General features: G+C 60.7%; 10 protein-coding genes. 4 read left to right on the plus strand and 6 right to left on the minus strand.

What is annotated here, in order from left to right:
- Positions 1–49: 49 nt before the first annotated feature.
- Together PV407_RS23580 and PV407_RS23585 are read right to left on the minus strand one after the other, a co-directional pair.
- Positions 50–1405 (minus strand): ABC transporter substrate-binding protein, encoded by a 1356-nt coding sequence (locus PV407_RS23580; protein ID WP_332092459.1) that lies wholly within the window; start codon positions 1403–1405, stop codon positions 50–52.
- 26 nt (positions 1406–1431) lie between these two features.
- Positions 1432–3408 (minus strand): right-handed parallel beta-helix repeat-containing protein, encoded by a 1977-nt coding sequence (locus tag PV407_RS23585; RefSeq protein WP_332092460.1) that lies wholly within the window; start codon positions 3406–3408, stop codon positions 1432–1434.
- Positions 3409–3856: 448 nt separating this feature from the next.
- On the opposite strand from PV407_RS23585, the gene PV407_RS23590 reads away from it, so the two are divergent.
- The gene (locus PV407_RS23590) at positions 3857–4648 is read left to right on the plus strand and encodes a sugar phosphate isomerase/epimerase family protein (protein ID WP_332092461.1); all 792 of its coding nucleotides are present in this window, start codon (positions 3857–3859) and stop codon (positions 4646–4648) included.
- Between the two features lie 533 nt (positions 4649–5181).
- On the opposite strand, the gene PV407_RS23595 is transcribed toward PV407_RS23590, so the two are convergent.
- The gene (locus PV407_RS23595; protein WP_332092462.1) at positions 5182–6114 is read right to left on the minus strand and encodes an AraC family transcriptional regulator; all 933 of its coding nucleotides are present in this window, start codon (positions 6112–6114) and stop codon (positions 5182–5184) included.
- A gap of 312 nt (positions 6115–6426) precedes the next feature.
- Between PV407_RS23595 and PV407_RS23600 the strand changes: the two genes are divergently transcribed.
- Positions 6427–7737, plus strand: coding sequence for an ABC transporter substrate-binding protein (locus tag PV407_RS23600; RefSeq protein ID WP_332092463.1), 1311 nt, complete (start codon positions 6427–6429; stop codon positions 7735–7737).
- Positions 7738–7841: 104 nt separating this feature from the next.
- Here PV407_RS23600 and PV407_RS23605 read toward each other — a convergent pair whose 3' ends face one another.
- On the minus strand, positions 7842–9272 hold the full coding sequence (locus PV407_RS23605; RefSeq protein WP_332092464.1) for an MATE family efflux transporter: 1431 nt from the start codon (positions 9270–9272) through the stop codon (positions 7842–7844).
- A 297-nt stretch (positions 9273–9569) separates the two neighbouring features.
- On the opposite strand from PV407_RS23605, the gene PV407_RS23610 reads away from it, so the two are divergent.
- A complete protein-coding gene (locus PV407_RS23610) occupies positions 9570–9890 on the plus strand; it encodes a hypothetical protein (protein ID WP_332092465.1) in 321 nt (106 codons plus the stop codon).
- A 9-nt stretch (positions 9891–9899) separates the two neighbouring features.
- On the opposite strand, the gene PV407_RS23615 is transcribed toward PV407_RS23610, so the two are convergent.
- Complete coding sequence (locus PV407_RS23615; protein ID WP_332092466.1) at positions 9900–10379, minus strand: GlcG/HbpS family heme-binding protein; 480 nt, start codon at positions 10377–10379, stop codon at positions 9900–9902.
- A gap of 130 nt (positions 10380–10509) precedes the next feature.
- Here PV407_RS23615 and PV407_RS23620 point away from each other — a divergent pair, with 130 nt between their 5' ends.
- On the plus strand, positions 10510–11457 hold the full coding sequence (locus tag PV407_RS23620; RefSeq protein ID WP_332092467.1) for a Gmad2 immunoglobulin-like domain-containing protein: 948 nt from the start codon (positions 10510–10512) through the stop codon (positions 11455–11457).
- Between the two features lie 877 nt (positions 11458–12334).
- Here PV407_RS23620 and PV407_RS23625 read toward each other — a convergent pair.
- The gene (locus PV407_RS23625) at positions 12335–13243 is read right to left on the minus strand and encodes an AraC family transcriptional regulator (RefSeq protein ID WP_332092468.1); all 909 of its coding nucleotides are present in this window, start codon (positions 13241–13243) and stop codon (positions 12335–12337) included.
- Between the last annotated feature and the right edge of the window lie 288 nt (positions 13244–13531).

Here is a 13531-nt window from a genome sequence, read left to right on the forward strand (position 1 = left end):
GCAAATGCGTTCTCAAACAGCATTATACCAAAATTGCGCCGCCGGAACGTTATTTCGGCTGCTCGGCGATATATTTGTCCATCAGCTCGTCGTAGCTGCGCAGCGCGGTGTTGACGTCGACGTTGTTTTTGACGACCTGGGTCATCACCTTCGTAATTTCGTTGAACGCCTTGTTGGCGTGAATCGTCGTCGGGAACGGCTTCGTCGGCGCCGATTTGAAGACGGCCTGCACGTTTTTCCCTTTCAAATAGTCGAGATGTTGGCCGAACGCGTCCTGATACTTTTTGTCCTTCAGCACCGACACGCGCCCGTTTTGGGCCATGTCCGACTGGACCTCGCCGGAGACGACCGTTTCGATCACCTGAAGCGCCGCTTCCTTATGCTTGCTCGTGCTCGGGACGATCATGACGTGCAGGTCGATCTGGGTGCCGACGCCCGGCTTGCCCGGCCATGTCGGATACGAGGCGAGGTCCCAATTCGTAAACTGGCCTTTCACTTCCGCAAGGTTCGGCAGCCAGTTCAGGCCGGCGAGCATGGCCAGCTTCCGGTCTTTGACGAATGCGTTGACCCCCGAGCTGAACGTCTGGATCGTCGAGTTGCCGGGAATCGCGTAGACGTCTTTGGCCATCTGGACGACCTGCTTCCATTCGTCGGTATTGCCGACCGACTTGAACGTCTTCGGATCGATCAGCGGCAGCCCGAGCTGGGAGCCCGCCCGGTATATCGAATCCGGCTCGAAGCCGCGATACTGCACCGTATCCTCCTTGCGCGTCACTTTTTTGGCAAGCTCCGTCACTTCCTGCCACGTCATGCCGTCCTTCGGGTATTCCGCCCCGAACTTGTCGAAAATGTCTTTGTTGTAGTAGAGCGCGTTGAAATGCATCGTATACGGAACGCCCATCAAAAAGCTGTTTTCGCTCGTAATTTTGATCGCGTCGAGCGTCGTCGGATTGAATGCGGCCAGGTCGATGTTCGCCGTTTTGATCGCGTCGGTCAAATCTTGGTCGATTTTCAGCCTTTTCAAGTCCGGCAGCAGCAGCGACGTATGGAAAATAATGTCCGGCAGCGAGCCGGCGGCCAGCAAGTTTTCGAACGAATTCGTCTTATCGTCGAGGACGATCCGGTTGATCGTAATATGCGGATATTTTTTGCTTACCGGCTGCACGATGTAACGCTGAATTTCGTCTTCGGTCAAATAGCCGGTCGCCCTGATCCCGATCGTGACGGTAACGGGGTCTTGCTTTTTGTTCGCTTGCTGGGCCGGGGCTTTGTCCGCGCCGCCGGACGCCGCTTGGTCTCCCGTCCCCGATCCGCCGCACGCCGTCACAAGAACCGCCGCCGCCGCGCTCGCGGCGATAGCGCCGATCCATTTGGTCGCTTTTTTCGCTTTGTTCGCTTGATGCATCTCGTTCGAATCCTCCCGTTTGTTCGCTAAAGTAACGTTGCCGTCAAAGCGCCCGCCGCGTCGACGGTCACCTTGTAGCAGGCGCCCGAAGGCGCGTACAGGCGCAATTGGTCGGACGACGTGGCGGAGGCGTTCCGGAAAGGCGCGGAGACGCCGTCCAGCATGTTGCCGCCCGTTTCGATCCGCTCGCTGCTCGCGGCGATTTGCAGGCCGTACCGGTTTTGGTTGCCCGTCTCCGCCTTGCGGACCGCATTGTCCCGCACGACGCCGTCTTTGTTGCCCGCGCTGACGATAATGCCGTCGTACCGGTTGTGCTCGGATAAGCCCGCCGTTCGGACCGTGTTGGAAACGATGCGGAAGCGCGACGTTTCGCCGGCCGATATGCCGTAGAAGCCGCAATCGCTCACGTCGTTGTCGGCGATCGCGACGTCGGCCGACTTGGCCGATTCGATGCCGTTGACCGCAATGTTCGCGATGCGGTTGCCCGCGACCCGGCAGCCGGCGGAATTGTCGACGTACACGCCGCGCCGGGCATTGTTTACGATATTGCGCTCCACGATAGCGCCCCGGCACCGCGAAACCGTTATGCCGTGTTTGCCTGCTCCCGCGTCGTAGACGAAATTGTCCGTAATCGAGACGTCCTCGACCAAAGCGGCCGGATCCCCGTAGCAGCCGATGCCGCCGTAGGCCGCCGCCCCGGCGACGAAATTGTTCGCGATCCGGATCGAACCGCCCGCCTGCGGCGTTCCGCGCTGCACGCCGTCTTTGTCTTTCGTCGACTCGCTGTTCGGGGCGGGCGTGCTCACCGATATGCCTCCTCCGCAGTTCAAAATCGCATTGCCTTCGACGAGGCATCGTTTCCATTTGAACAAACGAACGGCCCAATACGTCAGCCCCTCGAACGTGTTGTTCGCGATGACGATGTCGGACGACCATACGTCGTGAATCGCGCCGTGCGTTCCGACGCCGGCCGCCCAGGCGGTCGTCCCCGGCGTTCCGCTCGCGCCGAAGTAGCAGTCGCGAACCGTCACGTTTCGGCACGGCGTTCCGTCGTGACGGCCGAACGCCGCGAAGCTGAGCTTCGTCGGCACGTCGATCTGGATCGCCTCGGAAAAATAACGCGATCCGTCGTCCGCGTTTTTGTAGCCGACGAACCGGCAATGGTCGATCAGCACGTCGCGGCTGGCGTTGATTTCGATCGCGTGCGCCCATACGACGTCCTTGATCGTGACGTCGCGAACGGCGACATTGCGGGCGTGGCCGAAGTTGAAGCCGACGTAGGCGTCGGGGTATTGCAGCACGTTGCCGTCCCACGTGCCGCCTTCGACGACGATATCGCCGTGCCCTTCGTAGCCGTCGTACTGCGCGCCGACGTCGCCGTTCAGCAGGAAGCTGTCGTTGTGGCACCGCAGCATGACGGCGCCGGGGTGAAGCGCCAGCTTCGTGCCGCGGTATATGCGCAGCATGCGCGTCAGCTTGTACGTGCCCTGCGGTACGTAGACGTGCGCGCTTCCGTCCGCCAGCGCCCGGTCGAGCGCCTGCTGTACGGCCTCCGTGTCGTCGCGGCTCCCGTCGCCTTCCGCGCCGAAGTCGCGCACGTTCAGCCAGTCGAGCTTGCGGTGGCGGACGGGATGCTCCCCTTCGCCGGGCCCGCTCCCCGGGCCGTCATGCCCCGGGCGGCCGTACACCGCTCCGCTTACCGCGTCCCCTCCCGCATAGCTGCGCTGTCCGCCCAGCATCGCCTGCGCGGCTATCGTCGCCCCGGCCGCTCCGAGGGCGGCGATCATGTCTCTGCGGCTCCACAGCTTGCGGCCTCCTTTGACGCCGCCGCTTCCCGTTTCGCCCCCGGTCGGGGGGCTTGATTTTTCCGGTGCCGCCGTTGCTGTCGACTCTGCCGCTCTCGCCGACGCTGTCGTTCCCGTCGACGCTGTCGCTTCCGCCGACGCTGTCGCTTTCGCCGCGGCTGCTTCTGCTGCCGATTCGCGGCCGTGCCGCCCTTTCATACCAACCAGCCTCCTTTGCCGAAACTTCTCTCCCAGTGTAAAGCCGCCGACCGGCATGACCCTATACACACGTTTCACGATACCTTGCAATTGTCCGGCCGACCGTAACGTTTGCACACAATCGTAAAAAATGGCAACTGCGAGCGGCCGCCCAGATACCTAACCGCCCAGGCGCGGCCGCAGTTGCCCGGAATCGGCAGCTTGTGGTCGGCTGTCGGTCTCCTTCATTCGGTTCCCGCGCCGATCTCTTCCAAATAACGGAATAACATTCCGTGATCCCGAAACGTCGAGGCGATTCGTCGCTCCGGCGCACCCGGCACGCCCAAAGAACTGTACAAAAAACGAACAAATGTAAATTGCGCCCTGCCCCGCGGCGACCTTAGGATATACATGGCAGCGCCGCTGCGAAATGAACGATGGAACAACGAAACACGGAGGAACGAAACGGATGAACAACATTATCAGCTATTCGGATTTGCTGCTGCTCGGAGGCAAACCGGAGCAAAACGCGGAAACGCTGCTGCGCGAAGGAGCGGCCCATATCGAGCTGCTGCTGGACGGGGAGGCGTGGGACGAGATGGAAGCGGCGATGGAGAGACTTGCGGCGCATTTGCGAGGAACAACGGCTTCCTTTACGGTACATCCGCCGGCCTGGGATACGAACTTGACGAGCGAAAATCGGGCGATACGCGAAGCTTCGTTCGCGGAATACCGCAAATCGATCGCATTCGCCGGCCGGATCGGAGCGACGCACGCCGTGATCCACCCCGGCTTCCGCTTCTCCCCCGCGTTCGACATCCGAACCGCGGCGCTTCGGGCCGAGGAAGCCGTCGGCCGGCTGTGCGCGGCGGCCGCGCCGCTCGGCGTCAAGCTCGCCGTCGAAAATGTCGGCTACCGCGGCAGCTCGCTGTTTACACAGGACGAATACGTGCGGTTCGTGGAACGGCTTGACGATTCCGCCGTTTACTTAATCGACACCGGCCATGCCCATCTGAACGGCTGGGACATCCCCGCCCTGATCCGGCAAGCCGGCCGCAGGCTCGGCTGCGTCCATCTTCACGACAACTTCGGGGACGCGGACGCCCATTTGCCGGTCGGCGAAGGCTCGATCGACTGGGGGCCGGTCTGGGACGCGCTCCGCGACGCTCCGGCCTGCCAGCTTATTTTGGAGTACGCCCCCGGAACGGACGTCTCCAAGCTGCGCGCCGGGCGGGATTTGCTGCGGTCCGTGGGGCTTTAGCGCGGCCATCCGCTCGATGCGCAAACAATGACGGGTACAGGAGCGCGTCCGACGGAGCCATTTGGGGCGAAGCTCATCCCTTGCGCCTTTCCCGCCGCCCAAATAAGAGTCTTCGGAGTACGCTAAATCAACGGGTTCGGCAACGAAACTGGAGTTAGCGGTTTTTTGAGGCTCTTAAAACAGTCCTGAAGCCGCCGGAAGCCTTCCTCAGGACGATATCGAAGGAAAGAAGAGTCTCAAACACCCCCTATTTCCCCAAATTACCTATATGGGATAGAAATAAGAGGTGCAAAAGACCGCTATTTGCAGCTGCATTCATAAGCGAATACAAGATGCGAAAGATGCCCCCGCAAAAAAAGCCGCCCGCTACCTGTTCGGGTAACGGGCGGCCCGCGACCGTCTCGCGGCGCCGAGACGGGCCTCGGATTCGCCAGCGAGTTGGAAACTTCGTATCGAGTCTTGCATCACGCCTTCTCGCCTTCAGCCCTCACGCCGCCACGCCGCCACGCCGCCACGCCGCCATGCCGGATCGGCTACGTTCCGTCGGCGAACGCGTTCGCGTCTTCGGCGCCCCGCCGCTTTCGGAACTGATTGGGGCTCTGCCCCTCGATCGATTTGAACACTTTGCTGAAATAGTACGGATCGGAAAACCCGACCTGCTCGGCGATTTCGCCGATCGAAGCGGACGTGCTCCACAGCAAATGTTTGGCCCGCTGGACGCGAAGCTCGCGAATGTAGGACACCATCGGCATTCCGGCGTATTTTTTGAACAGCTGGCACAAATATTCGTATTTGCGGCGAAACTGCTTCTCCATCGTCTCTTTCGTAATCGGCGTGCTGTAAAACTCGTTCAAATAGTTCACGATGCCCCGGTACGTCTGGAACGAGGCGGGGATCGCGCCGGCCGCGCTGCTCCGTTCGAGAAGCTCCTCGGCGATGTTCGCGAACATTTGCCCGAGCAGCAGCGTCGCGGCGAAGCGGAAATAGCCGCGCGGCTTCGTCTGCCCTTCGAGCAGTTTTTCGAACAGCCCCAGCAGCTCGAAGCGCCGCAGCGGGGTAAACCGGCGCGGAATCCAGAGCGGGTCGTGATCGACGCTAGAGAACGTGCGAAGATCCTGCTTTTGCAGCTGTTTGATTTTAAGATCGCCGTCTAAGTTTCCTCCATGCTCGAGCGGGCGCAGCGGCGGATCGGCGGCAAACTGCACCCAGAAAAAGCCGGCGCTCGGCGGAAGCGCCTTCCAGCTCCGATGCGTTTCCCACGGCAGCAGCAAGTAGCATTCCCCGGACCGCAGCTCCAGCTTCTCCTGCTCCACCTGCAAATAGACCGGGCCTTCGATGACGGCGATGAGCTCGAAATACGGGTTGGAATGCCCCCAGTCGTGGAACGAATGAATGCCGAGATGCTGCTTGGCCCATTTGACGTCTAGCCTGGCGAGCCGCGATAGCGCGAAGAGCTGTTCCCCCATATCCGTCTCCTCCGTTTCGGGATCTCGTTATCCTCATTATACTAGCCCTCGCTTGCGGCGGCATCCTCCTTTTACGCCGCTCCCGGGCCGGACGGAACTAACGATCGTCCATTTTATCGGGCGAAAGGCGCTGCTATACTGGGGCTACCGGCGACAGGCCGGCCACGGCGGCAAGACCGTCTTCTCGCTCAGCCTTCGACCCGAATCCGCGGTCTTTCCCCGTTCCGGGCACTCGCCGGCCGGGTAAGGGATTTCCTTTTCCTTGCCGGATGGCGACGCCGGAATCACGTTGATCGATGGAGGGAGTCGAGCATGATAGGAAAAAAGGGGCGAACGGCAGTCGCGGCAAGCATCGTTGCGGCGATCGGATTCGGCTGCTCGGGAGGACCGGGCAAGCAGCCCGCGGAGGGGAGCGAAGCGTCGAAAGCGCCGGAGCCGGTCACGCTAAAAATGTATACGCTTGCAAAGTCGTTTTCGGAGGCGGACTTCAAGCGGCTCGTGACGGAGCCGGTTCGCAAAAAGTACCCTCACATCAGCATCGAATTGATGGAGGAGCCGAACGACAGTACGGGCGCCGGCCTGGAAAAGTTTATCGTGGCCGGCAACGTGCCCGACCTCATTTACGCGAATACGCAAAACATCGGCAGCTACAGCCGCGATTTGCAAGTCGCTCTCGATTTGAACGGTCCGGTCAAGCAGTACCAGTTTCGGCTCGACAGGCTGAGCCCCGAGGCGCTCGACTCGATCCGCTCGTACGGCAAAAACGGCGAGCTGTACGGCATCCCGTTTTCCACCAACGGGGCGGCGCTTTACTACAACAAAGACATTTTCGACAAATTCGGCGTGCCTTATCCGAAAGACGGCTCGACGTGGGAAGACATTTTGGAGCTGGGCAAACGGGTCGGGAGAACGGAGGGCGGGGTCGAGTACAAGCCGCTCGGGCTGGCCAGCTTTACGCATCTGGCCACGTCGCTGTCGCTTCCGTATATCGACGCGAAAACGAACAAGGCGGCGTTCGGCACGGACGGTTGGACCCGGGTCGCGCAAACGTACAAAGCGATCAAGGAGCTGCCGAACAACAAATATAAAGGCGGCAACGACGATTTGTTCATGTCGAAGCAGGAGCTGGCGATGTACGCCACGTACGACAACGTGCTGCTGTTTTTGGAGGAGCTGAACAGGAGCGGGAAAGCGCTCGACTGGGACATCGCCTCGTACCCGAACTTCAAGGAAAAGCCGGGCGCCGGGCTCGGCTTCGATGCGAAGGTGCTGCTCGTTTCGTCGAAAACGAAGCACGTCCGGGAAGCGTTGCAGGTGATCGAGTCGATGACGTCGGACGACGTGCAGATGGCGGTGACGCGCAGCGGCCGGATTTCGTCGCTGAACGATCCGAAGTTCAAAGAAAATTTCGGCAAAGACCTCCAATCGCTGCAGGGCAAAAACGTCGCCGCGCTGTTCAAAAACGTCCAGGCGTTCAAGCCGCCCGTCACGAAGGAAGTGAACGCCGTCTCCAAATTTATGGGCGAAGCCGCCGCGGACATCGAGGCCGGCAAAGACATAAACACCGCCCTGCGGCAGGCGGAGGAAAAGGCGAACAAAGCGCTGGAAGCGCTCGGCCATTGACGCCCTATGCAAACCGAAAGCCGGCTCCGATCGTTCGACGACGATCGTCCGGCTTTTTTTCGGCGTTTTTTCCGTTTCCCGAACGAAGGAACGGACCTTTGTCCTCACACCCGGAGCGTCTTCCAGGCTCCCTTCTTGAACCGTTTCATGATCAGAAACGAGCGCACGAACTGGTCGGCGGCGGCGGCGAGCCATATGCCGTACAAGTCCATCTTCATGCCGTACACGAACAGCAGGCTCAGCACGACGCGAAACCCCCATACGCCGATAAACGTGGAGTAGAGCGGATAACGCGTATCGCCGGCCCCGCGCAGCGCCCCGCTCAAAATAAACTGCGTCGCCTGCGACACCTGGATAAAGCCCATGATGCGGATCGACAGGGCGCCCTTCTCGATAATGTCCGGCACCGTCGTGTACAGCATCATAATTTGCGGCGCGAACGCGATAAACCCGACGCCGATCGCTCCGGCGACGTAAACGCCGATTTTGCGCACCTGCCAGCCGTACCGCTCGGCAAGCTCCGGGTTGCGCGCCCCGAGCGCCTGGCCGACGAGCGTCGAAGCCGCGATCGCGAACGCCATGCCGGGCATGAACGAAAGCCCGAAAATGCTGAACGCGATTTGCGTCGCCGCGATCGCCATCGTCCCGAGACTGGCCGCCACCTTGAAAAAAATGAGCATCCCGAGCCGCATGACGATTTGCTCGAGCGCCGACGGGAAGCCGATTTTGCCGATTCGCGCGATCGTCTCCCGGTCCAGCCGGAACAGATGGCGCAGCGAAAGCCGCACCTTGTATTTGCCGCTGAACATGACGATCGTCACCCACGACATCGACACGAGCTGCGCGACGAACGTCGCGACGGCCGCTCCCGTAATGCCCATGCCGCCGTAGCTGCCGACGCCGTAAATGAGCGGGTACCCGATCAGCACGACGAGAACGTTGGCGACGACGTTGATTTTCATCGGCGTCCGCGTATCGCCCGCCCCGCGCAGCGTAGCGGTGAACGACATCGAGATCGTCGTAAAGCCGAGCGACAGGAAAACGATTTTGGCGTACGTCAGCCCGTGCGCGATAACGTCCTCCGTTCCGCCCATCAACCGGAGAAAATCGGCCGCGAACGTGTAGCTGACGGCAATCATGACGACCGACAGCACGATGTTGAGCAGAAACGCCTGCCCGGCCGCCCGGTCGGCTTCGTCGAGCCGGCCCGAGCCGATCGAACGGGCGACGATGACGGTCGTGCCGACATTAAGCGTCGAGAAAAGCGCCAGGAAAAGAAAAAAGGGCTGGTTCGTTAGCCCGACCGTCGCCACCGCTTCCGGGCTTAGCCGCCCGACCATGATCATGCTCAGCATTTGCGTAAAATTCGCGAGAAGCATTTCGACCAAGGACGGTCCGGCCAGCCGCAATATCGATTGCCGAACCGCTTTCTTGTCGTTCGGGTCAACGAGGAAAGCGTCCGTCGCTTTCGTTTCCGCGGCGGGTTCCGCGTGGCCGGACGGCGACTGCCGCTCGCGCTCGGTTTCCACGTTCATGTCCTTCGCACCTACGCTTTCGCTGTGAAGTTATGTTCATCATACCACAGATCGGCGCGGGCGAACGGACAAAATCGTTTTATGTTTCGACATCGGCCTTCGACAGCATCCTTGCCCGTTTTCTAGTAAGCTGGTAGCGACAACTATTTTCATAGAGCGAGTTCAAACGAACATCCGCCAAAAGGAGGCCGTACCGTGGAACAGCAAACTCGCGAAATCGCCGGCGAACCCATGCTGCCGCAGCCGTCTGACGCCCCTGAAGGAGTACGTGTTGAGCATCGGAAACCGAAGCTTACGATGAAATTGCTGCAGGAACAAATTCACGACCTGGAGCTCGAAAACCGTCTGCTGATCCGCCGCCTGGAGCAGCTGGAGCAGCGTTTGCCCTCCAAAGCGCCTTGGCTGGACGAAGCGGCGGCGGCGCGCGACGAAACGGAGACGGAGAACGCGCGCGAATCGCCGGCAGGCGAGCCGGCGCAAGCCGGGGCAACCTTAAGCGCAGACGACCGCGCGCTTGCGACCGCGCACGCCGAGCCCGTGCTCCTTCCGCGATCCGTGCGGCATCCCGTCCCGAAGCGCACGTTCTGGGGACTGTTCCGGTTTCGCAGCCGGACGTGAGCGGACGACTCAGCCTGGCGTCGCAGGCGGATAGCTAGAGCCGATCCGCACCGTTCCGAGCCGGGCCCCGCCCAAGTCGCGCAGGCTCTCGAACGCTTGAACGGCGGCGGTCGCGATCTCGATATCTTGGGCGCTCGTGCCGCCGCTGACGCCGACGCCCCCGACGATCGTCTTGTCTTTGACGAGCGGGATGCCGCCTCCCAGGATGACGAGCCGACCGCCATTCGTCGTGTTGATGCCGAACGTCGGCCCGCCGGGCTGCGCCGATTGGGCCAAATTGGCCGTCGGCATGCGCATCGCCACGCTCGTCCACGCCTTCCCTTGGGAAATGTCGATGCCGGCGATCCGGGCGTTGTCCATCCGGTGAAATGCGACGAGATTGCCCCCGTCGTCCACGATCGCGATATCCACGGCCAGCCCGAGCTCCCGCGACTTCCGTTCCGCCGCCGCGATCAGCGCTTTGGCCGTTTCCAGCGTCATTTTGTGCATATCGTTCCAACTCCTTCAACGTTTCGCTCCGATAGCATATGGCCGCCCGCCCAAATCGGTGACCGATGCCGCCGTTTTTGAAACTTCCGGGGCTCCCGCTGCGTCTTAGTTGACAAAGGAGTTGAGAGGCATGCGCATACAGAAGCGGTTTCTTAGTCTCGCGTTGCTTGGCATTGCGGTAATTGCGGCATCGTGCGGCCAAAAAAGCGGTCCGGCGGACTCCGGAGCAAATCCGCCGCCCGAACCGAAGACGCAAGCGGTCAAAGCTGTCGACAACGGAACGATTATATCCAAAGAGGGGAATCGCTGGCTGATCACGGCCTATATCGAAAAAAACGGCACCCCCTACATCGACGCCTACTGGTTCACGGTGACCGATCGGACGGCGCTGCAGACGAGCGGCGGCCAAACCGTAACGCCCGACAAAGCGGCGATCGGCGCGCAGGTGGAGGCATGGCATACGGGGACAGTCGCGGAATCGTATCCGATGCAAACCGCCGCGGCCAAAATCGTCGTTCGCGACGATGCGCGGAAGGCGCCCGAGGGCATGATCGGCCAAGCGGAGGCGGTGCGGCTCGCCCTGCAATCCCAAACCGGGTCAACGATGGCGCAGGCCGTCAAAAACGTCTCGCTCCATGCGGATAACGGGTACTGGAACGTCGAGCTCGTCCGGCACGAAGCCGTGGGGCAGCCGGCAACCGTACGCATCGACGCCCGTTCCGGCCGGACGATACCGATCCCCGTCGCGGAAAACGACGCGTTCCGCCTGTTTTCGCCCCGGCCGGGGACGGAAGCTTCTTCCCCGATCGTTGTCGAGGGCGAAGCCCGCGTATTCGAAGCCGCCTTCAGCTGGACGCTCGAAGACGGGCACAACGTGTTGGCCGAAGGACACGCGAAGGCCGAGGAGGGCGCTCCCGCCTGGGGCCGCTTCCGCTTCGAGATCGGCTACGGGAAAGCTTCACAGCCCAACATGACGCTCCTATTGTTTGTGCACAGCGCCAAAGACGGAAAGGTCGAGCATCAGCTCGCCGTTCCTTTGAAGGTGCCCAAGGACCGGATCGATTACACGATCAAGTAATGCCGAGCCCTGCCGGCAGCGGGGCTGACCCGATGTAAGAGTCACGTCTATCGACGTATTTCGAGGATGAGCGCAAACCGTCGGCTTCGGAAACGTAACGGACGCCACGGCGCTTATTTCGCGAAAATCGGCCGTTTTCCAATCGTAACGGACACCACCTGCGCTTATTTGCTCCGAACCGCCGTCCAAAAGGGGGTTTTTCCCAATTAGGTGCGCCTGTGTCCGTTAGAATAAAAATAAGCCGAAATGAGGCTCGAGAGCGGCCGCCGTGTCCGTTAGACACTTGGAGCTCGGAACTCGGAACTTGGAACTTGGAGCTTGGAACTTGGAACTTGGAGCTTGGCCAGTCCCGCCGCCTCATGCTCGCCTCCGCTCCAAGCGACGACGCCAGCGAGGTCATACGAGCCGATATCGCCTTTCCCGCCGCCTGCAGCAGGAAACCCGCTCCGGCTTCGGCGCTTAAGCGAAGGTCGGGACGGACGGTCTTTTCTGCGTAAACCGAACCTTGTTGGTTGTGCCGAACCGGCAGCGGAGCGGGAAGCGAGGAGCGAGATGGAAATGTTCCCGCTACTTTCGGTCGTTTCCCGTTTGCGGGCAAAACAACGGGAAAACATCCCGCTACTTTCGTCCAAACCGCGCTTTTCGCCGATTCGGTGCCATTTTATCGGGAGCTTCTCCCGGTATTTCGCCACGATACCTATAGGAGAGCGGGTTAGCGGGAGGTTTTCCCGTTCGTTCTGTTCCAACCGCCCGGCAGGATTCGGTTCCGCCGGACGTGGAAACGAAAGGCTCGCATCCATACCGCGAGACGATCCAAAAGAGTTCTCTTGAACAAAAAAGATGCGGCCCGCGAAAGGCCGCATCTTTTTTGTCCTGCTTAAGCGCCCTTGCGCTTGATCGGAACGTAAATGTCCATCTGCACCTCCGGCTTGTCCGGGTGGCAGCGCTCGTCGTACAGCTCGAATTCCGGCGTCCCGGCGTGCTCGTAGCCCGAATGCGGGAACCATTCCGAAAATACCGACTGCCACGTGCTCTGAATCGACGCCGAAAATTGCTCGCGCGGCACTTTGGGCGTCGTGAACACGGCATATTCGGCCGCCGTGAATTCGCGACAGGCGAGATCGTCCGGCACCCCTTCGAAATGCTCCGCCTCCATCCCGATCATGTATGTAAACGTTCCCGAATCCATATCGAAGCTGTGGCAAATGCCGAGCTCGACCGGACTGTCGCGGTGCACGGCGTTCGGAATGCGCTCCCACCGGCGGTTTTGCAAATATTGCTGCCAAAAAGCGGGGATTTCCCGCAAATTTTCGCCGTCGCACGTTGAGGTGCGCAGCTCGTAGCCGATCACTTTGAAAGCGGGCTTGGCGACGATCCGGTATTCCATGCGAATGCCCCCCAAATATGGATTGTATTTGCGCTGCAGCACGTTCAGCTTCGGGTATGCCGGCGGCTTGACGCCCTGCTTGCGGTAATCGGCCGGCGTCATCCCGAACATCCGCTTGAAGGCGCGCGTGAACGTTTCGTGATTGCGGAAGCCGTTCTCCAAGGCGACGTCGATCAGCTTCGCATCCGTATAAGCGATCCGGTAAGCGGAGCGCGCCAGACGCCGCTTGCGCACGTAATCCATCACCGCTTCTCCCGCCATCGCCTGAAAGACGCGATGGAAGTGATAGTCGGAAAAGTTCGCAACCTGCGCCAGCCGCGACAACGACAGCTCCTCGCCCAAATGCGCCTCCGCGTAATCGATGGTCGCTTGAATTTGCTTCAAGTAATCGTCCTTCACGCTTTCCGGCCGACCTCCTCCGTCGTGCTCGTTTCATTGTAAACCGCCAGCGGCGGCCGGTTCTTGATCTTTCTTGCTATTTGAGCGGCGGCACACCGCCGCCCGGCAGTCGCTTCCGCGGAGATAACGGAAACGATTTCCCTCCGTTATCCGAACGAAATGGCGCTGCAAAACGATCCTGGCGGAACCCTTTTTCCGCTATCGGCCGTTTTCGCGGCGAATGTTCGAGGATTGCGGCCGAGATCTGCCTAACGGAAAAAAAGTTCCGCTGTTTTCGGGAGCGCGGGC

This window comes from Paenibacillus sp. GYB003 (assembly GCF_036577625.1).
Lineage (GTDB): Bacteria > Bacillota > Bacilli > Paenibacillales > NBRC-103111 > Paenibacillus_AB.

Excerpts from the sequence above, each read along its gene's own strand:
- PV407_RS23580 (WP_332092459.1), bottom strand. The coding sequence starts at position 1,405 with ATGCATCAAGCGAACAAAGCGAAAAAAGCGACCAAATGGATCGGCGCT.
- PV407_RS23585 (WP_332092460.1), bottom strand. The coding sequence starts at position 3,408 with ATGAAAGGGCGGCACGGCCGCGAATCGGCAGCAGAAGCAGCCGCGGCG.
- PV407_RS23590 (WP_332092461.1), top strand. The coding sequence starts at position 3,857 with ATGAACAACATTATCAGCTATTCGGATTTGCTGCTGCTCGGAGGCAAA.
- PV407_RS23595 (WP_332092462.1), bottom strand. The coding sequence starts at position 6,114 with ATGGGGGAACAGCTCTTCGCGCTATCGCGGCTCGCCAGGCTAGACGTC.
- PV407_RS23600 (WP_332092463.1), top strand. The coding sequence starts at position 6,427 with ATGATAGGAAAAAAGGGGCGAACGGCAGTCGCGGCAAGCATCGTTGCG.
- PV407_RS23605 (WP_332092464.1), bottom strand. The coding sequence starts at position 9,272 with ATGAACGTGGAAACCGAGCGCGAGCGGCAGTCGCCGTCCGGCCACGCG.
- PV407_RS23610 (WP_332092465.1), top strand. The coding sequence starts at position 9,570 with ATGAAATTGCTGCAGGAACAAATTCACGACCTGGAGCTCGAAAACCGT.
- PV407_RS23615 (WP_332092466.1), bottom strand. The coding sequence starts at position 10,379 with ATGCACAAAATGACGCTGGAAACGGCCAAAGCGCTGATCGCGGCGGCG.
- PV407_RS23620 (WP_332092467.1), top strand. The coding sequence starts at position 10,510 with ATGCGCATACAGAAGCGGTTTCTTAGTCTCGCGTTGCTTGGCATTGCG.